The sequence below is a fragment of the Mesorhizobium sp. B2-3-11 genome (assembly GCF_006442215.1).
Taxonomy (GTDB): domain Bacteria; phylum Pseudomonadota; class Alphaproteobacteria; order Rhizobiales; family Rhizobiaceae; genus Mesorhizobium; species Mesorhizobium salmacidum.
Map to the genome: position 1 here is coordinate 98,825 of NZ_VFVS01000003.1, position 16,984 is coordinate 115,808.

The window sequence follows — 16,984 nt, forward strand, 5'->3', positions numbered from 1 at the left end:
GCGTCTCTTCCTTCTCCCCTTGTGGGGCCCGAAGGGCGGGCGAGGCCCGTGACTCGCCCAGGGCGGTGGCCTCGCGAAGCGAGGTCGGATGATGGGTGCTCCAGCTTGGCGCCGACGGCACTGCGTCACCCATCCCTCAACCGTCTCGGCGTTGCGCGCCGATCCGCCTTCTCCCACAACAAGGGGAGAAGGAACAGACTCGACCCCTCAATGTCCCTCGAAGCCGATCAGCGTCCGCACCGGCACGCCGAGCGCCTCGAGCTTGGCGCGCCCACCCAGATCCGGCAGGTCGATGACAAAGCAGGCGGCGAGAATATCCGCCCCGATCTGGCGCAGCAGCTTGACCGCCGCTTCCGCCGTGCCGCCGGTGGCGATCAGATCGTCGACCAGGATCACCTTCTCGCCGGGCGCGACGCCGTCCTTGTGCATTTCCATCTCGTCCAGCCCGTATTCCAGGCTGTAGGCGACGCGCACGGTCTCATAAGGCAGCTTGCCCTTCTTGCGGATCGGTACGAAGCCGGCCGAGAGCTGGTGGGCGACGGCGCCGCCCAGGATAAAGCCGCGCGCTTCGATGCCGGCGATCTTGTCGATCTTCTGCCCGGCATAGGGATGCACCAGCTCGTCGATGGCGCGGCGGAAAGCGCGTGCGTTGCCGAGCAGTGTGGTGATGTCGCGAAACAGGATGCCGGGCCTGGGATAGTCCGGGATGGTGCGGATCGACGCCAGCAGCGTGTCTTCGAGCGAGGATTTCATGAAGCGGCTCCGGATGATCCAGCTGACAGAAGCGAAACGGCGCGGGGCCGATCGTAACCCGGCGCGACCGACAACGGCTAGCGCGATGTGACGGTCGAGACAAGCGCATCCGACAAAGGATTTGGCAGCGATGCCAGGCGATTTCCTGGCCGTGGGCCGCAGGCCCTGGCCGACACGAAAAGGGCGCCCAAAGGCGCCCCGCTCGAACAGATGGCTACCGGCCAATTTTACATGCCGAGATCGGAACGAAGCTCCGCCCTGGCTACTTCGTACTCGGCCTTGAAGTCATCGCGGTTGAGCAAGACCGCGGCGATGACGCTGCCGGAAATCTTGCCCATCTCGACGTCGGACGGATAGTGGATGCCGCCGACGATGCGGTTATGGGCGAACTCGGCTGCGCGCGCCATGATCTCGGCACGCCTCTCCGGAACCATGTCAGCCAGGATGATGCCCATCATCGTGCCGACGGTCGCATGGCCCGACGGCCAGGAACCGGAGCTCGACAGCTTCACCACCGGCTTCACGAGATCGCTGAGCTGGTGCGGACGCGGGCGCTTCCAGACGTCCTTCGCCGGATCGACGACGGCGCCTTCGGTCTCCACCACGCGATCGAAGAAGGCGCTGAATTTCGGCAGCTTGTCCTTGTTGAAATTCGGTCCCATGACGTCGGCGAAACGCCAGACGTTTTCCTCGGCATCGGCGATGGCGCGGGCTTCCATTTCGGGTGTGCGCGTGACTTGCATGGTCAGCACCTCGCCAAGCTCGGCCTTGGTCTCGGCCGAATCATTGGCCGGCGGCGGCGGCAGGATCATCGTCAGGTCGACGTCCTTGTTGGTGATGAAGGGCTTTGCGTCTTCGGCGCGGGCCGTGGAACCAACGACGAGCAGCAGCAGGCCTGCCGCTAGCGATGCGTATCTTTTCATGGGCGTAATCCTTTGATGAGAGCGCCGCAGGATCGCGATGTGTGGTGACGGCCATGTGACACCGCCGAGACGTGGCGGTGTAATCCACCCGAAAAACAGAAAAGGGCGCCTCGCGGCGCCCCATGTCGTGCCTTGAACGGCCCAACGCCTAATGTGCGACGGCTTCCCATACCTTTCGCTTGGTCATGTAGACCAGGGCGCCGAACAGAAGCAGGAACACCAGCACGCGGAAGCCCATCTTCTTGCGGTCTTCCATGTGCGGCTCGGCCGCCCATGTCAGGAAGGCAGCCACGTCGCGGGAATACTGGTCGATGGTCTGCGGCGAACCGTCGTCATAGGTCACCTGGCCGTCGGAGAGCGGCTTGGGCATCTTCAGCGACACGCCCGACATGAAATACGGGTTGTAGTGCGTGCCTTCCGGGATGACCATTCCGGCCGGGGGCGTCTGGTCATAGCCGGTCAGCAGCGAATGGATGTAGTCGGGACCACCGGCATCATACTGGGTGAAGATGTCGAAGACGAACTGCGGGAAACCGCGCTCGACGCCGCGCGCCTTTGCCAGCAGCGACATATCCGGCGGCGCCGCGCCGCCATTGGAGGCAGCGGCGGCTTCCTCATTGGCGAACGGCGCCGGGAAATGATCGGATGGCTTGCCGGGACGGTCGAACATGTCGCCGGCATCGTTGGGGCCGTCGTGGATGGTGTATTCGGCTGACAGCGTCTTGATCTGCGCGTCGCTATAGCCGAGGTCCGACAGCGTGCGGAACGCCACCAGGTTCATCGAATGGCAGGCCGAGCAGACTTCCTTGTAGACCTTCAGGCCGCGCTGCAGCTGCGCCTTGTCATAGGTGCCAAACGGGCCGGTGAAGCTCCAGCTCATTTCCTTCGGCTCGTTGATCGGGAAATGCGTCGGTGCCGCCGCGTTGTGCGCTTCTTCAGCCGCTAACGCCCAAGTGCCTGCTACTCCGGTGCCGGCGGCCACAAGGCCGATCAGCGCCAGCGAGGTGAGAATCTTCTTCATGCCAAATCCCCTTAGATTCTCTACCGCTCAGCCCTTGGTCTCAGGTGCTGCCGTGGCGCCCACCGGATGTCCGCTGCCACCCTTGTTCTTTTCGAGCACCGCCTCGGTGATCGAGTTCGGCAGCCTGCGCGGTGTCTCGATCAGGCCAAGAACCGGCAGGACGATGAGGAAGAAGGCGAAGTAGAACAGCGTCGCCATCTGCGCCATGAACACATAGCTGCCTTCCGCCGGCTGCGAGCCCAGCCAGCCCAGCAGGATGGCATCGGCCACGAACAGCCAGAAGAACAGTTTGTACCAGGGCCGGTAGACCGCCGAGCGCACCTTGGAAGTATCGAGCCACGGCACCAGGAACAGCATGACGATGGCACCGAACATGCACAGCACGCCGCCGAGCTTGGAATTGATCGGCCCGACATTGAAGGTGATGGCGCGCAGGATCGCGTAGAACGGCAGGAAGTACCATTCCGGGACGATATGGGCCGGGGTCTTCAACGGGTTGGCGACCGTGTAGTTGTCCGGATGGCCGAGATAGTTCGGCAGGTAGAAGACGAAATAGGCGAAGACGAACAGGAACACGATCATGCCGAACGCGTCCTTGATGGTCGCGTAGGGGGTGAAGGCGACGGTGTCGGTCTTCGACTTGACCTCGATGCCGGTCGGGTTCGACTGGCCGACGACATGCAGCGCCCATACATGCAGCACCACGACGCCGGCGATCATGAACGGCAGCAGGTAATGCAGCGCGAAGAAGCGGTTCAGCGTCGGATTGTCGACGGCGAAGCCGCCGAGCAGCAGCTGCTGGATCCAGTCGCCGACCAGCGGAATGGCGCTGAAGAAACCGGTGATGACGGTGGCGCCCCAGAAGCTCATCTGCCCCCATGGCAGCACATAGCCCATGAAGCCGGTCGCCATCATCAGGAGGTAGATGATGCAGCCGAGGATCCACAGAAGTTCGCGCGGCGCCTTGTAGGAGCCATAATAAAGACCGCGGAAGATGTGCAGGTAGACGGCGATGAAGAAGAACGAGGCGCCGTTGGCATGCATGTAGCGCAACAGCCATCCCGAATTCACGTCGCGCATGATCTTCTCGACCGAACCGAAGGCGAGATTGGTGTCGGCCGTATAGTGCATGGCCAGCACGATGCCGGTCAGGATCTGCGCCACCAGCATGATCGCCAGGATGCCGCCGAAGGTCCACATATAGTTCAGATTGCGCGGCACCGGATAGGCGATGAAGCTGTCATAGACCATCCTGGGCAGCGGCATGCGGGCGTCGAACCAGCGTTCGATACCGGTCTTCGGCGTATAGGTCGAGTGTCCCTCGCTCATCGAAATATCCCCTGCCTCAACCGATAAGGAGTTTGGTGTCGGAAACGAACTTGAATACCGGAATCGCCATGTTCTCCGGCGCCGGGCCTTTGCGGATGCGGCCGGCAGTGTCGTATTGCGAGCCATGGCACGGGCAGAACCAGCCGCCGAAATCGCCCTCCTGGCCGAGCGGAATACAGCCCAGATGGGTGCAGACCTGAACCATCACCATCCAGGCTTCCTTGCCGGGCGTGGTGCGGTTGGCGTCGGTTGCCGGCGCATCGGATGGCAAATTGGCGTTGCGCGCGATCGGATCTTTGAGATCGGAGAGGCTGACGGCCTCGCCGTCCTTCATTTCCTTCTCGGTGCGGTTGCGCACCACGACCGGCTTGCCGCGCCACTTGACGATCAGCGAGCTGCCAGGCGTCAGCGAGGAGACATCGACCTCGACCGAAGCGAGCGCCAGTGTCGAGGCGTCGGGGCGCATCTGGTCGATGAACGGCCAGGCGACGGCACCGGCGCCAACCACGGCGGCCATGCCGGTGGCGACGTAGAGAAAATCTCGACGGTTGGGATCGTGGATGTCGGTTGCGCTCACGGGTGCCTGATCCTTTCGCCTCTTCCGCGCCGGTGGCCGAGCCTTGTCCCCGCTCAATCACGCCAACCCGACAGCGCATGGCGAACAGGCTAGCGAATTCCTCCGGCATTTGGACTTCGGTTTATGCGTGAAGCCCGTTTTTGTCCAGACGGGTGAAGGCACAAGGGCAGATTGTCGCGGGGACGAAATACCCTGTCGCCGGGCGGGACGGCCAGGCGCCGCGAAAGGCGGCTAAACAACCGGGAAACAACCGCAAATCCGATGCCTGGCTTCGCCTCGACACGGAGCATCGGCGTGATCTATCCTTGGCCGCATGGCGCATGTCATCGATCGCGAGGAATGGGCTGTTCGTTCGAACCACTGGAAGGGCGAACTGCAATGCGGCGCCTACGGCTCGAACTCCTGCCTGATCTTCAACTACCTGCCCGACGTCGGCGGCGGCCCGCGGCTGCACGCCCATCCCTATGCGGAGATCTTCATCATCCGCCAGGGCACCGCCTTGTTCACGGTCGGCGACCAGGAAATCGAGGCCACCGCCGGTCAGATCGTCATCGTGCCGCCGCACACGCCACACAAATTCACCAATCTCGGCCCGGGTCCGCTGGAAACGACCGACATCCACGAGAACGGCAGCTTCATAACCGAATGGCTGGAGTAACTCCTGCATACCCTGGCGGCTTCCCGGTCGGCGCCTAGATCTACGGCATGGGAGCCAACCGGAAAGCCGTCAGGGCCAGGACATGCAAACCTCGACCATCGAAATCGAAGACCTGAGCATTGCCATGCGCGAGGCAGGCCCTGCCGGAGCACCGGCTTTCCTCCTGCTGCACGGATGGCCGCAAAGCTCCTACGCCTTCGAGCGGGTGATCGGCCGGTTGGCGGCCGACTACCGGGTCGTCGCCCCTGACCTGCCCTGCATCGGCGACTCGCAAGGCCTGCCCGGGGCTGGCGACAAGAGAACCCTGGCGAGACTGATGAGAGGCGTCGCAGAGACTTGCGGACTACGCCAGCTCGTGGCCGCCGGCCATGATGTCGGCGGCCAGATCGTGTTTGCCTTGTTGAGAGACCATCCGGACATCCTTTCCGGCGCGGCGATCATGGATGTCGTCATTCCAGGCATCGCGCCCTGGGAGAAGGTCATTCGCGATCCGCGGATCTGGCACTTCGCCTTCCATGCCGTCCCGGCCTTGCCGGAAACGCTGGTCAGCGGCCATCAGAGCGCTTATTTCGACTTCTTCTTCAATGTGCTTTCGAAGGATCGAGCCTCCATCCCTGACGACGCCAGGGAAATCTACGCCAAGGCCTATTCACGGCCGGAAAGCCTCCAGGCGGGGTTCGACTGGTATCGTGCCTTTCCCGAGGATGCCAAGGTCAATGCCGCGCGGCCCGCGAAACCGATTGCGGTTCCGGTGCTGTATCTGAGGGGTGCGGCCGAGTCCGGCGACATCGGCGACTATGTCGATGGCTTGCGTGCAGCCGGGCTCTCAAATGTCGAGGGCGACATCATAGCCGGCAGCGGACACTTCGTTGCCGATGAAAATCCCGAAGCGCTTGCCGCCCGCCTGGCGCGCTTCCACAGGGAAATCAGCGCGGCAAGCTCCAACTCTACATGGCGCCAAGCCTGACCAGCACGGCTTTCGGGATGTTGTATTCGCGGATGACGGCGTCATGCTTGCGAAAGCCGCACAATTCGCGCTGGATGAAATAGCCATGCACCGCGGCGGCGGCCTCCTTGAGCAGACGGGGGCGCAACTCATCGTCGCCATTGTCGCGCAGCCGGGCCAAGGTTTCTTCCACGCGCTGCCCCGCGCGACCGAGTGCCGCCGCCTTCTCGGCGAGGATTTCATGGCCAAGCGCGTCGAAGGCCGCGTCGGCGGCCGACGCGCCGGCAAGATGAGATGGCGGACGCAAGGACATTTCAGTTCCCCTTCCCGAGCACCATGCGGTGGGTGACGAATTCTTCGCCTTCCACGCGCTGAAAACGAAGCCGTTCATAAAAACCGAAGGCTTCCGGCGGCGCGCGGGTGTTCAACACAGCGAAATATTGGCCGGCCCGGCCGATCACGGTCTCGACCAGCATGCGGCCAAGGCCGTTGCGGCGGTGGCGCGCACTGACGAACAGGTGCCGGACCCGGCCCTGGTCCCTGCCCTCGAAATAGGGATCGATGTTCAGCCCGCACACGCCGGCGAGTTCCCGGCCATGCCACATCCCGAACAGTCCCTCGCCCCGCTTCAGGAACTTGTTGCGGCCGCTTGCCCAGCCATCGCCCAGGCGCACCAGCATCCAATAGCCTTCCAGCCGGCTCTCTTCCTTCAACGCGTCGAAGGCCACCACGGTTGGTCGTAAACGCTTGAGGACATAGCCGACCTCTGGGCCGAACTCTGGCGATCCAACCATGCGCCTACTCCGCCGGCCGCGTCTCTTCCAGCACGCTTTCCTCGTGATAGAGGAAGCCGCCGGACTGGCGCTTCCACAGCCGGGCATAGAGCCCGTCGAGCGCCACCAGTTCGTCATGCGTGCCTTGCTCGACGATGCGGCCGCCGTCGAGTACCACAAGGCGATCCAGTGCCGCGATCGTCGACAGCCGGTGCGCGATGGCGATAACGGTCTTGTTCTCCATCAGCCGCGTCAGATTCTCCTGGATCGCCGCCTCGATGTCGGAATCGAGCGCCGATGTCGCCTCGTCGAGAATCAGGATCGGCGCATCCTTGAGGAAGACGCGGGCGATCGCCACGCGCTGGCGCTGGCCGCCCGACAGTTTGACGCCGCGCTCGCCGACGAAGGCCTCGTAGCCCTGGCGATCCCTGTTGTCGCGCAAGGTCAGGATGAATTCATGGGCCTCGGCCTTCCTGGCCGCCGCGATCACCTGCGCGTCGGTCGCATCGGGCATGCCGAGCTTGATGTTGTCGCGCAGCGACCGATGAAACAGAGCGGTGTCCTGGCTGACGACGCCGATGTTGGCGCGCAGCGAATTCTGCGTCACACCGGAGACGTCCTGTCCGTCGATAGTGATCCGGCCGCTCTCGAGATCGTAGAGACGCAGGATCAGGTTGGCCAGCGTCGTCTTGCCGGCGCCCGATGGCCCGACCAGCCCGACCTTCTCACCCGGCTTAACGACAAGGTCGATGCCGTTCAGCACGCCAAACCCGTTGCCGTAGTGGAATTCGACATTCTTCACGTCGATGCGTCCGCCCGTCACCACCAGCTCTTTCGCGCCCGGTGCGTCGGTCAGGCCGAGCGGCTGCGAGATCAGCGCCTTGGAGTTCTCCAGCACGCCAAGGTTTCGCAAGATACCGTTCATCTGCATCATCAGCCGTCCGAGCAGCATGTTGAGGCGCAGCACCAGCGACAGCGTGAAGGCGACGGCGCCGACGGTGATCGAGCCCTCGACCCACAGATAGACGGCAAAGCAGCCGATCGCCGTGATCATGATGCCCGACAGCGTCGTCAATGCCATGCGCACGCCGGTCAACCGGCGGGTGAAGGGACGCAATGCGTCGAGATAGATGTCGAAGCCGTTCCTGATGTAGCGGTCGTCTCCGTCGGCCGCGAACAGTTTCAGTGTCTGTACATTGGAATAGGAATCGACGATGCGGCCATTGATCATCGAGCCCGCCTCGGCCGTCGCTTCGGCGTGCTTGCGGATAGCCGGCAGATAGAGCTTGGCCAGAAATCCGAAGGCGGTGATCCAGATCATCACCAGCACCGCGAGCCTGAGGTCGAGCCCCGCGACCAGCGCCAGCGTCGTCACCGTATAGACGATCATGAACCAGACGACCTCGATGAAGCTTTCCATCAGGTCGCCGGTCGCCTGCCCGGCCTGCCAGACTTTCGTCGCGATCCGGCCGGCGAAATCGTTCTGGAAGAAGGCATAGGACTGGCGCGATACGTGCCGGTGCGCCTGCCAGCGCACCAGATTGTAGAAGCCGGGCGTGATCGTCTGTTCGTCGACCAGCGCCGACAGCCCGACGACCACGGTGCGGATGACCAGCACCACCGCGACCATGAACATAAGTTCGGGGCCGGCGACGGTCCACAGCGCGTGCCAGCTCCGCTCGCCGGGCAACTGGTCGAGAATATCGACCAGCCGTCCGACGAAATAGAACAGGCCGGCCTCGACCAGCGGCGCGATGCCGCCGATGACCAGCATGGCGAAGAAGGCGAACTTCGCCTGCCCGACATAGTGCCGGAGGAAGCCGGCGACGCTGGCCGGTGGCCGAAGATTCGCCGGCTCCCTGAACGGGTAGACCCAGGTCTCGAACCAGCGGTAGACGGCTGTCATCATGCGGCGGCCATCATTCTGCGGCTTGCCCCCTTACAACTGCGTCGTTGGCGGCGTCGACCGGGCCGTCTTCGAGCAGGAATCCACCCGACTGGCGCTGCCAGAGCTGCGCGTAGAGCCCGCCTCTGGCGACCAGTTCCTCGTGCGAACCCTCCTCGATGACGCGGCCCTGGTCCATCACGACGAGCCTGTCCATCGCCGCGATGGTCGACAGCCGGTGCGCGATGGCGATGACGGTCTTGCCCTGCATAAGCTTGTAGAGATTCTCCTGGATGGCGGCTTCCGCCTCGGAATCGAGCGCCGACGTCGCCTCGTCAAGGATAAGTATGGGCGCGTCCTTCAACATAACGCGAGCAATGGCGATGCGTTGCCGCTGGCCGCCGGACAGTTTGACGCCACGGTCGCCGACATAGGCATCGAAGCCCTGGCGGCCGCTATGGTCCGAAAGCGCCGATATGAAATCCAGCGCCTCTGCCCGCCGCGCCGCCTCGACAAGCATGTCGTCGCTGGCATCGGGCCGGCCATAAAGGACGTTCTCGCGCACCGAACGATGCAGCAGCGAGGTATCCTGTGTGACCATGCCGATCTGGGCGCGCAGCGAATCCTGCTTCACGCCGGCGATCTCCTGGCCGTCGATCAGGATCCGGCCGGACTCCAGATCGTAGAAGCGCAAGAGGAGATTGACCAGCGTCGACTTGCCGGCGCCCGAGCGTCCGACAATGCCGACCTTTTCGCCCGGCTTCACCGTCAGCGACAGGTTTTCGATGACGCCCTTCTGCTTGCCGTAGTGGAAGCGGATGTCCTCGAAGCGGATATCGCCTTTGGAAACGCTGATCTCCTTGGCATCCGGCCTGTCCTCTACGAGGCGCGGCAGCGAGATGGAGGCAATGCCGTCCTGCACCGTGCCGATATTCTCGAACAGGCCCGACATTTCCCACATGATCCACTGCGACATGCCCCACATCCGGAGCACCAGGCCGATGACCACTGCAACCGCGCCAATCGTCACCGCTTGCCCCATCCACAGCCACAGCGAGATGGCGGTGACCGAGAACAGCAGCAGCGCGTTCAGTATGTAGAGCGAGCCGAACAGCACCGTCACCAGCCGCATCGACCGGTAGACCGTGTCGAGGAAGCCCATCATGCCTTCCCTGGCGAAGGCGGCCTCGCGGCGCGAATGGGAAAACAGCTTGACCGTCTGGATGTTGGTGTAGCTGTCGACGACGCGGCCGGTCATGGTCGAGCGCGCATTGGCCTGCTCCTCGCCGACCTTGCCCAGGCGCGGGATGAAAAAGCGCAGCAACAGGATGTAGCCGACCAGCCAGACGCCGAGCGGCGCCGCCAGCCGCCAGTCGGCCGAACCGACGATCAACAGCATGCCGAGGAAATAGACTATGACGTAGTTCAGCACGTCGATGACCTTGATGACGCATTCGCGCACGGCGAGCGCGGTCTGCATCAGCTTGGTGGCGATGCGGCCGGCGAATTCGTCCTGATAGAAGCTCATCGATTGCTTGAGCAGGTAGCGATGCACCTGCCAACGGATGCGCATGGGATAGTTGCCCATCAGCGTCTGCTGGTTGAGCAGCGAATGCAGCCAAACCGTGCCCGGCAGCGCAAACAAGACGATGAAGGCCATGCCGGCGAGCTTCCAGCCCTCCGTCTGCAGGAAAGTCTCGCGGTTCTGCCCCGACAGCCAGTCGACGATGCGGCCGAGGAAGCCGAACATCCACACTTCCGCGATGGCGATGGCCGCCACCAGCACCGCATCGACAAGGATATAGGGCCATGCCCCGCGCGTATAATGCAGGCAGAAGGCAACCAGCGTCTTGGGCGGCTCGACCGGTTCCGCGGCCGGGAACGGATCGAGCCTTCTTTCAAACCAGCTAAACAACAACATAGGACACGCCTGTAAAATCTGTTTTCCGCTTACGCGGCTTGGCGACGTACAAAGTCCTCGGACCGCATGGCGTCGAGGGCCGACGCTCCGGAATCATCCGGAGCGTCGGCCCTGCTTCGCGCTATATAGGGGTTCGCCGGCTTTTCGCCGACAGGCACCTTTGTCGATCCTGACGACACGGCGCCGCCAGTCCGGTTCTTCGCGCCCGGCCGGATCAGCCGGACGATCCGGCGCACCAGCGACGGCCGGCTCGGATCGGGAACCGCGTGCGAGAAATCGACATCCGGCAGCATGCCGCGATGCGGACGCCTGCGCACTTCGGCATGAACCGCCGACGAATAGGTGTCGCCGATCAGCAGCGCCCAGGTCGGCAGCCGGTGGACATGCAGGCTCCTCGAGCCCGGTATTCTGTAGGGATCGAACATCGGTCCGTCCTCCGTGTGAAAATAGAGATGAAAAGGATGATCGACATCGTGCCGCGGGATCGGCGGCGGATCAGTCGGGACGCGTTGGGACGGGGCCATCGGCCCCTTCGGCAGCTTAAAAAACATCGCAGGATTCCTTCGAAGACCAGGGTATGGTTTCGGCGGAAATCGGTGCGGAAGTGTCTAAAAGATCAGGAGAAACGTCGTACCGAAACCGCCAGGGCGCAAGTAAGCCCACGGGTGGGGCGCTGGATGTACATGGCCATCATGAATTACCCCTCCATCGGTTCGGGTTGACAATGCTGGTCGTATACTCGACTTCGCAGAAAATGGCCACCCGCAGGTCCAGGAATTTCCAAAACCGCGAAGCAGCTGTGGCCGATCTGCCACTTATTAGAAGGACGCGAAAGTGAACCGTGGTCTCCGCATCGCGCTCTACCAGCCTGACATCGCCGGCAATACCGGGACAATCCTGCGCTTCGCCGCGTGTCTCGGGCTTGGCGTCGACATTATCGAGCCGGCCGGCTTTCCGCTCTCCGACAAAGCGCTCAAGCGCGCCGGCATGGACTACCTCGAAATGGCTGCCCTGACCCGGCATGTCGACTGGCACGCCTTCGAGGAGTGGCGCAAGGCGCGCGCGGATCGGCTGGTGCTGCTGTCGACCAAGGCTACGACCGCCTACACCGACTTCAGCTTCACCAACCGCGACATCCTCCTGTTCGGCCGCGAATCCGCGGGCGTGCCGGATCCAGTCCATCAGGCGGCGGATGTTCGGCTGACCATCCCGATGCGGCCCACCGCGCGCAGCCTCAACGTCGCCCTTTCCGTGGCCATGGTGGCGGGCGAAGCCATCCGGCAGCTCGGCTAGGGGACCGGCGGCAGCGCGGTCCGCGGTGATTTTTGCCCAGGCGCACATCCGCCTTCTCCTTCGTTTGCACATCCAGGCTTTCTTGGCTACAAGCTCAACTTAACTTGAGGTCAAGCGGAAAATCGAGAGATGGCACCAGCGTTGGAATTGACGGTCGGCCAGGTGGCTGCGCGCAGCGGTGTGGCGGTGTCGGCGCTGCATTTCTATGAAACCCGCGGGCTGATCCGCAGCCACCGCACGTCAGGCAACCAGCGCCGCTACGGCCGCGACGTGCTGCGCCGGGTGGCGATCATCAAGGTGGCGCAGGAGGTTGGCATCTCGCTGGCCGAGATCGGTGAGGCATTGGCATCCCTGCCCGAGGGCCGGACGCCGACACGCGACGACTGGAATCTTTTGTCGACAGCCTGGCGCGACGGGCTCGATCACAAGATCGCCCAGTTGAAGAAACTGCGCGACGGGCTGACCGACTGCATCGGCTGCGGCTGCATGTCGATCGACAAATGTCCGCTGCGCAATAAGGAGGATCGGCTGGCCCGGGAGGGAACTGGCGCGCGGCGGCTGGTTCTTCCTTCTTCCCGTGCACGGGGAGAAGGTGCCTGAAAGGCGGATGAGGGGCAGCGCCAGCACTCGAAGGTTCGCGCCGCCCCTCACCTGCCTACCGGCATCCTCTCCCCGCAAACGGGGCAAGGAAATCCTAATCCGCCGCCGGCAAGCGCCTGATCGTAAACTCGATCAAATCCCCCGGGCGCTCGAACCAGCTTTCGATCTCGGTCCAGTAGGCCTGCTTGGGGAAGCGTTCGAACCATTCCTTGGCCTTGAGGCGGGCATCCGAGCGCGGCAGGACGAAGGTCTCGCGCAGGAAACCGTCGCGCGGCATGCGCGCGCGCTCGGCCCGGCTTTGGTCGAGCCTTTTCTTCAGTCCATCCAGCGGCGGTCTTGCCGGGGTGCGCACGAAACAACTCCTTGCACCTGGCGCATGACCCCGAAATCGGAATCGAGGTTCGGAAAGGATCATGCGCGAAACCAAAGTGACTTGACCCTGTCCCTTAAGAGATTAGGGATCGCGCCCGGAAAAGACGAGTCTTTTGTCGACTCACCGCCCCGCAACCGGAGACGGCACTTGGAACGACCTGAAATACCGGCGGGGCTGCCCGCCGACATCGAAGAGAAGAAGATGAAGGCCCGGCTTTGGTTCGAGGCGCTACGCGAGCGCATCTGCGCCACCTTCGAGCAGATCGAGCAGGATCTCGGCGGGCCACTGGCTTCGTGGTCGCCGGGCCGTTTCGAAAAAACGCCGTGGGAGCGCGATCAAGGCACGGGCGGCGGCGGCACCATGTCGATGATGCATGGCCGTGTCTTCGAGAAGGTCGGCGTCCACACTTCGACCGTTTATGGCGAGTTCTCGCCCGAATTCAGGAAGCAGATGCCTGGCGCCGAGGAAGACCCGCGTTTCTGGGCATCGGGCATTTCGCTGATCGCGCACCCGTGGAACCCGAACGTTCCGGCCGTGCACATGAACACGCGCATGGTCGTCACATCCAGGCATTGGTTCGGCGGCGGCGCCGACCTGACGCCGGTGCTCGACCGCCGCCGCACGCAGGACGATCCCGACACGACAGCCTTCCACCGTGCCATGCAGTTCGCTTGCGAGAAAAACGCCGGCGTCGCCGACTATCCGAAATTCAAGGCCTGGTGCGACGAGTACTTCTTCCTGCCGCACCGCAACGAGCCGCGCGGCACTGGCGGCATCTTCTTCGACTGGCTGCATTCGGCGGAGGAGAAGGGCGGCTGGAACGCCGATTTCAATTTCGTCCAGGACGTCGGACGTTCGTTCCTCGTCGTCTACGGCCATTTGGTGCGCGCCAACTTCAACGAGAACTGGACCGATGGCGACCGCGACGAACAGCTCATCCGCCGCGGCCGCTATGTCGAATTCAACCTTCTTCACGATCGTGGCACCATCTTCGGGCTGAAGACCGGCGGCAATGTCGCCTCGATCCTGTCCAGCCTGCCGCCGGAGGTGCGCTGGCCGTAACAAGATGGTGAGCGCGACGTGAAGCCGCATTGATGTCCCATTTGTCGAAAATGGGCGCGGAATGTGACGCCAGGAATATCTTTTTCGTCTAATATCCAGCTGAAAAAATTGGGTTATTTGTCGCATTTGGGTCGGGAAGCGCCGGTGGTTTGCCTGAGGGCAATTCCAGGAAATGCAACCGCTTTCCCTTCGGAATTGCGTCGGAACGAGGCGGGCCGCGACTCGACGCGACCGGACGGCCCAAAGACGATGCGGATTATCCTCGTCAAAAAGGATGCCCGCTCTTCCAGGAGTATATCAGCATGAGAAAGATCATTGTTTCCGCTGCCGCCGCCGCTCTTCTTGCTTCCGGTTCGGTGGCGTTCGCCGCCGTCAAGCATACCACCGGAACGGTCAAGACCTTCGATACGGCGTCCAAGAGCCTGGTTCTCGACAATGGATCGTCTTTTACGCTTCCCGAGACTTTCAAGGATCCTGGCCTGAAGGTCGGCGAGAAGGTCAGAATTACGTGGGACATGAGCGGCAAGAACAAGGTTGCCGAGGCAGTCAAGATCGTGAAGTGATGGCCTGCCCGCAGGGCTAGCGTAAAGAGGGCGGAGCAGCGCTGCTCCGCCTTTTCACCGTTGACCGCAACCAATACCACCCCATCTGTGTTATGGTCTTCACCCTGCCCGTGGTCCGGTTCCGAGGCCGCACAGCGGGCCAAGAAGATGCGGAGCTCCGGCCTGTCCTGCAGGGCAGTCGATCCGGCTCCATGGAGGAAGAGGAGAAATCCCATGAAGCAGTTCCACTGCGGATCGCTGGTTCCCGGCTGCGACTGGCACACCCGTGCCGACGAGGAGGCCGAGATCATGCGCCGTGCCGTCGAGCATATGCGCGAAACGCATGGCGAGACGATCATCCGCGAGACGATGATCGAGGCTATCCGCTCCCGAATTGAGAAGGCCCGCGACGCGGCGTAGGGCGCGGCGGGGGCTGTCGGTATTAACAAAGGAACCGCGGTGGCGCTCGGGTAACGCGCGTCGCATCGGTTTCTTTCGACGTATCGCCTGCGCCTCCAAAAATCATATTTGCTCCAGCTAAAATAAACCGTGCGGTAACCGAACCCGTGCGATCGTTCAGACTGATGCCAGACTACAGGGGCTGCCAGAGGAGCCCGTCGCCGTCAGGCGCTGGTCCGGAATCGGTGGGGCGAGGTGTTTCGCGGATGCGCGAAAAGTTCGGCAATCGTGCGAGTTTGTGCGCAACGGCGCTCCTGCCGTGGGCGCTCCTCGGCGCGCCGCCGGCGGTTGCCCAGGAATGGGCGACATCGCTCATCGACATCCACCAGGGCTCGCCGCTCAGCGACAAGGCGAGAGGTCTGGGTGACGGCGGGTATGAGTTGCAGACCGGAAGCCGGATATCGTTCAATCAGTGGTACCAGACAAACTGGGTCGACATGCATGTGGACCTGATGACGCAGATCACGCAGGACACCGGTATTCTTTGGGGGTTTGGCACCGGGGAACAAGGCGAGAAATATCGGATCGAGCCCAGCCTCAAGCTTGGTTTCCTCACACAGCTGCATCCGAGTGCGAACAGCATACTGTCCCTGTCGTTCACCACGACCTTCGGCGGTAAGCTCACCGAAAAGCCCTGCCAGGCCGATTATGGGGATCTGGGCACCTACAGCGTCAATTGCCGGCTCGCCGCCGGCGAGATGGCGCCCGAGGAAACCTTGAAATATCTGGTTAACGCTAAACCGGAGAGCCAGCATCTCTGGCTGAATTACCGTGTTACTTTCTGATCGCGAGGGGCCGGGCACGAGATGTGGCGTAGCCGCCGGAGTTGCGGTCGTCCGTCCTAGCTTCCGTTTGAACCGAGGTAAGATCATGTCAAATGCGCGTTGGAAGTTCGGTGTCGCCACGGCCCTCGCCCTTCTGCCGGCTTCCATGGCGGCGGCTCAAGAAGCTGGCGGTCCGGATCCGCTATCCGCGCTCTGCCTGGGCGGTCGGACGAACGCTTCCATATGCCTGAGCGCAACCTTGCCGGCGGCCACATCGCAGACTTTGCAGGGCTGGATGAGCCCGGATGTCGGAGCCGCATGGAGTGCCGGTTACAAGGGCCAAGGCGTCACCATCACGATCGTCGACGATTTCTCCAGCACATCGAAGTTCAGCGGCAATTTCGGCATCGGCACGCAGACCCAGCGCCACGGCGAATGGACCCGCGAAGAAGTCAGCATGGTTGCGCCCTTGGCAACCATAAGGTCGAAAGACTTTTCCACCAGCTCATCGGTCGCGCTGTCGCCGGGCCTGAACGTGCTCAATCTGAGCTATGGCATGTACACCAATGCGGGTTACAGCCCCAGCCAGATCGGATGGAGCGCCGAGGAAGCCTCCATCATCTCCTATGCCACCAAGGGAACGGCCGTGGTTTCGAAGGCCGCGGGCAACGACGCGGTTGCCGTGGGCGGCGTCACCAGCGGCCAGCAGGATTATCTCGACCTCGCCCTGGTCGGAAAGGCATCCGCGATTTTCGTCGGCGCGCTCAACAGCAACGGCACGACGTCGAACAAGGCCAGCATGGCCTGGTACTCCAACATCGCCGGCTCCAACCAGGCTGTGCAGAGCCATTTCCTGGTCGTCGGTGTCACCGGGGACAAGACCGGCCTTTACGGCACATCTTTCGCCGCGCCGATCGTTGCCGGCTACGCTGCCATCGTGGGCAGCAAGTTCACCAAGGCAACGCCGACCCAGATCACCAACCAGTTGCTGAACACGGCCCGCACCGACACGCTGGCCAACTATAGCGCCTCCGTCTATGGCAAGGGCGAGGCAAGCCTTTCGCGTGCCCTCGCTCCGCTGTCGATCAGGTAGCGGCACGGAATC

The 16,984-nt window shown here is 62.8% G+C and carries 20 protein-coding genes; 9 read left to right on the forward strand and 11 right to left on the reverse strand.

The features are described 5' to 3' along the window. Positions 1–207 precede the first annotated feature (207 nt). From FJ960_RS05880 to petA, 5 genes are all read right to left on the reverse strand, one after another. Positions 208–753, reverse strand: coding sequence for an adenine phosphoribosyltransferase (locus FJ960_RS05880; RefSeq protein WP_027143364.1), 546 nt, complete (start codon positions 751–753; stop codon positions 208–210). A 227-nt stretch (positions 754–980) separates the two neighbouring features. Continuing rightward, on the reverse strand, positions 981–1,676 hold the full coding sequence (locus tag FJ960_RS05885; RefSeq protein WP_140504919.1) for a phosphatase PAP2 family protein: 696 nt from the start codon (positions 1,674–1,676) through the stop codon (positions 981–983). A 148-nt stretch (positions 1,677–1,824) separates the two neighbouring features. Continuing rightward, positions 1,825–2,697, reverse strand: coding sequence for a cytochrome c1 (locus FJ960_RS05890; RefSeq protein ID WP_140504917.1), 873 nt, complete (start codon positions 2,695–2,697; stop codon positions 1,825–1,827). Between the two features lie 27 nt (positions 2,698–2,724). Further along, on the reverse strand, positions 2,725–4,026 hold the full coding sequence (locus FJ960_RS05895; RefSeq protein ID WP_140504915.1) for a cytochrome b N-terminal domain-containing protein: 1,302 nt from the start codon (positions 4,024–4,026) through the stop codon (positions 2,725–2,727). Between the two features lie 16 nt (positions 4,027–4,042). Further along, positions 4,043–4,603, reverse strand: a complete 561-nt coding sequence (gene petA, locus FJ960_RS05900; protein ID WP_015316073.1) for a ubiquinol-cytochrome c reductase iron-sulfur subunit — start codon at positions 4,601–4,603, stop codon at positions 4,043–4,045. A gap of 313 nt (positions 4,604–4,916) precedes the next feature. Between petA and FJ960_RS05905 the strand changes: the two genes are divergently transcribed. Both FJ960_RS05905 and FJ960_RS05910 read left to right on the forward strand, forming a co-directional pair. Further along, on the forward strand, positions 4,917–5,261 hold the full coding sequence (locus tag FJ960_RS05905) for a cupin domain-containing protein (RefSeq protein WP_027143369.1): 345 nt from the start codon (positions 4,917–4,919) through the stop codon (positions 5,259–5,261). 82 nt (positions 5,262–5,343) lie between these two features. Next, entirely contained in the window at positions 5,344–6,228 is an 885-nt protein-coding gene (locus tag FJ960_RS05910; RefSeq protein ID WP_140712481.1) for an alpha/beta hydrolase, read from the forward strand. Here the strand turns inward: FJ960_RS05910 and FJ960_RS05915 are convergent. From FJ960_RS05915 to FJ960_RS05935, 5 genes are read right to left on the reverse strand one after another with little or no spacing between them, the layout of a single operon-like run. Beyond that, positions 6,209–6,520, reverse strand: a complete 312-nt coding sequence (locus FJ960_RS05915; RefSeq protein ID WP_140712483.1) for a DUF6665 family protein — start codon at positions 6,518–6,520, stop codon at positions 6,209–6,211. The two genes, FJ960_RS05910 and FJ960_RS05915, sit on opposite strands and share 20 nt — an antisense overlap. Position 6,521: 1 nt before the next feature. Then, positions 6,522–7,001 (reverse strand): GNAT family N-acetyltransferase, encoded by a 480-nt coding sequence (locus FJ960_RS05920; RefSeq protein WP_140712484.1) that lies wholly within the window; start codon positions 6,999–7,001, stop codon positions 6,522–6,524. 4 nt (positions 7,002–7,005) lie between these two features. Beyond that, positions 7,006–8,889, reverse strand: a complete 1,884-nt coding sequence (locus FJ960_RS05925; protein ID WP_140712486.1) for an ABC transporter ATP-binding protein — start codon at positions 8,887–8,889, stop codon at positions 7,006–7,008. Positions 8,890–8,899: 10 nt separating this feature from the next. Next, positions 8,900–10,786, reverse strand: coding sequence for an ABC transporter ATP-binding protein (locus FJ960_RS05930; protein ID WP_140712488.1), 1,887 nt, complete (start codon positions 10,784–10,786; stop codon positions 8,900–8,902). A gap of 29 nt (positions 10,787–10,815) precedes the next feature. After that, the gene (locus FJ960_RS05935) at positions 10,816–11,211 is read right to left on the reverse strand and encodes a hypothetical protein (RefSeq protein WP_140505189.1); all 396 of its coding nucleotides are present in this window, start codon (positions 11,209–11,211) and stop codon (positions 10,816–10,818) included. Between the two features lie 409 nt (positions 11,212–11,620). Between FJ960_RS05935 and FJ960_RS05940 the strand changes: the two genes are divergently transcribed. Both FJ960_RS05940 and soxR read left to right on the forward strand, forming a co-directional pair. Continuing rightward, a complete protein-coding gene (locus tag FJ960_RS05940) occupies positions 11,621–12,079 on the forward strand; it encodes a tRNA (cytidine(34)-2'-O)-methyltransferase (RefSeq protein WP_140712490.1) in 459 nt (152 codons plus the stop codon). Positions 12,080–12,208: 129 nt separating this feature from the next. Next, a complete protein-coding gene (gene soxR / locus FJ960_RS05945) occupies positions 12,209–12,679 on the forward strand; it encodes a redox-sensitive transcriptional activator SoxR (protein WP_140504901.1) in 471 nt (156 codons plus the stop codon). A gap of 94 nt (positions 12,680–12,773) precedes the next feature. Here the strand turns inward: soxR and FJ960_RS05950 are convergent, their stop codons facing one another. Further along, positions 12,774–13,031 (reverse strand): hypothetical protein, encoded by a 258-nt coding sequence (locus FJ960_RS05950; protein ID WP_023770299.1) that lies wholly within the window; start codon positions 13,029–13,031, stop codon positions 12,774–12,776. A gap of 168 nt (positions 13,032–13,199) precedes the next feature. Between FJ960_RS05950 and hemF the strand changes: the two genes are divergently transcribed. The 5 genes from hemF to FJ960_RS05975 all read left to right on the forward strand — a co-directional run bounded on the left by hemF (position 13,200) and on the right by FJ960_RS05975 (position 16,972). After that, positions 13,200–14,114 carry an oxygen-dependent coproporphyrinogen oxidase gene (hemF, locus tag FJ960_RS05955; protein WP_140712492.1) on the forward strand — a complete coding sequence of 305 codons (915 nt, stop codon included), beginning with the start codon at positions 13,200–13,202 and terminating at the stop codon, positions 14,112–14,114. Between the two features lie 302 nt (positions 14,115–14,416). Further along, positions 14,417–14,677, forward strand: a complete 261-nt coding sequence (locus FJ960_RS05960; RefSeq protein WP_140504897.1) for a DUF1344 domain-containing protein — start codon at positions 14,417–14,419, stop codon at positions 14,675–14,677. A gap of 213 nt (positions 14,678–14,890) precedes the next feature. After that, positions 14,891–15,076, forward strand: coding sequence for a DUF1059 domain-containing protein (locus tag FJ960_RS05965; RefSeq protein ID WP_140504895.1), 186 nt, complete (start codon positions 14,891–14,893; stop codon positions 15,074–15,076). Between the two features lie 245 nt (positions 15,077–15,321). Beyond that, positions 15,322–15,900 carry a hypothetical protein gene (locus FJ960_RS05970; RefSeq protein ID WP_140712494.1) on the forward strand — a complete coding sequence of 193 codons (579 nt, stop codon included), beginning with the start codon at positions 15,322–15,324 and terminating at the stop codon, positions 15,898–15,900. Positions 15,901–16,174: 274 nt separating this feature from the next. Continuing rightward, on the forward strand, positions 16,175–16,972 hold the full coding sequence (locus FJ960_RS05975) for a S8 family serine peptidase (RefSeq protein WP_246672632.1): 798 nt from the start codon (positions 16,175–16,177) through the stop codon (positions 16,970–16,972). The last annotated feature ends 12 nt before the right edge of the window (positions 16,973–16,984 follow it).

Bases quoted from the DNA above. Each gene is read 5' to 3' on its own strand.
- FJ960_RS05970 (WP_140712494.1), top strand. From the start codon at position 15,322: ATGCGCGAAAAGTTCGGCAATCGTGCGAGTTTGTGCGCAACGGCGCTC.
- FJ960_RS05895 (WP_140504915.1), bottom strand. From the start codon at position 4,026: ATGAGCGAGGGACACTCGACCTATACGCCGAAGACCGGTATCGAACGC.
- FJ960_RS05935 (WP_140505189.1), bottom strand. From the start codon at position 11,211: ATGTTCGATCCCTACAGAATACCGGGCTCGAGGAGCCTGCATGTCCAC.
- FJ960_RS05910 (WP_140712481.1), top strand. From the start codon at position 5,344: ATGCAAACCTCGACCATCGAAATCGAAGACCTGAGCATTGCCATGCGC.
- FJ960_RS05965 (WP_140504895.1), top strand. From the start codon at position 14,891: ATGAAGCAGTTCCACTGCGGATCGCTGGTTCCCGGCTGCGACTGGCAC.
- FJ960_RS05885 (WP_140504919.1), bottom strand. From the start codon at position 1,676: ATGAAAAGATACGCATCGCTAGCGGCAGGCCTGCTGCTGCTCGTCGTT.
- FJ960_RS05925 (WP_140712486.1), bottom strand. From the start codon at position 8,889: ATGATGACAGCCGTCTACCGCTGGTTCGAGACCTGGGTCTACCCGTTC.
- soxR (WP_140504901.1), top strand. From the start codon at position 12,209: ATGGCACCAGCGTTGGAATTGACGGTCGGCCAGGTGGCTGCGCGCAGC.
- FJ960_RS05915 (WP_140712483.1), bottom strand. From the start codon at position 6,520: ATGTCCTTGCGTCCGCCATCTCATCTTGCCGGCGCGTCGGCCGCCGAC.
- FJ960_RS05905 (WP_027143369.1), top strand. From the start codon at position 4,917: ATGGCGCATGTCATCGATCGCGAGGAATGGGCTGTTCGTTCGAACCAC.
- FJ960_RS05960 (WP_140504897.1), top strand. From the start codon at position 14,417: ATGAGAAAGATCATTGTTTCCGCTGCCGCCGCCGCTCTTCTTGCTTCC.
- FJ960_RS05920 (WP_140712484.1), bottom strand. From the start codon at position 7,001: ATGGTTGGATCGCCAGAGTTCGGCCCAGAGGTCGGCTATGTCCTCAAG.
- FJ960_RS05890 (WP_140504917.1), bottom strand. From the start codon at position 2,697: ATGAAGAAGATTCTCACCTCGCTGGCGCTGATCGGCCTTGTGGCCGCC.
- FJ960_RS05930 (WP_140712488.1), bottom strand. From the start codon at position 10,786: ATGTTGTTGTTTAGCTGGTTTGAAAGAAGGCTCGATCCGTTCCCGGCC.
- FJ960_RS05975 (WP_246672632.1), top strand. From the start codon at position 16,175: ATGAGCCCGGATGTCGGAGCCGCATGGAGTGCCGGTTACAAGGGCCAA.
- FJ960_RS05880 (WP_027143364.1), bottom strand. From the start codon at position 753: ATGAAATCCTCGCTCGAAGACACGCTGCTGGCGTCGATCCGCACCATC.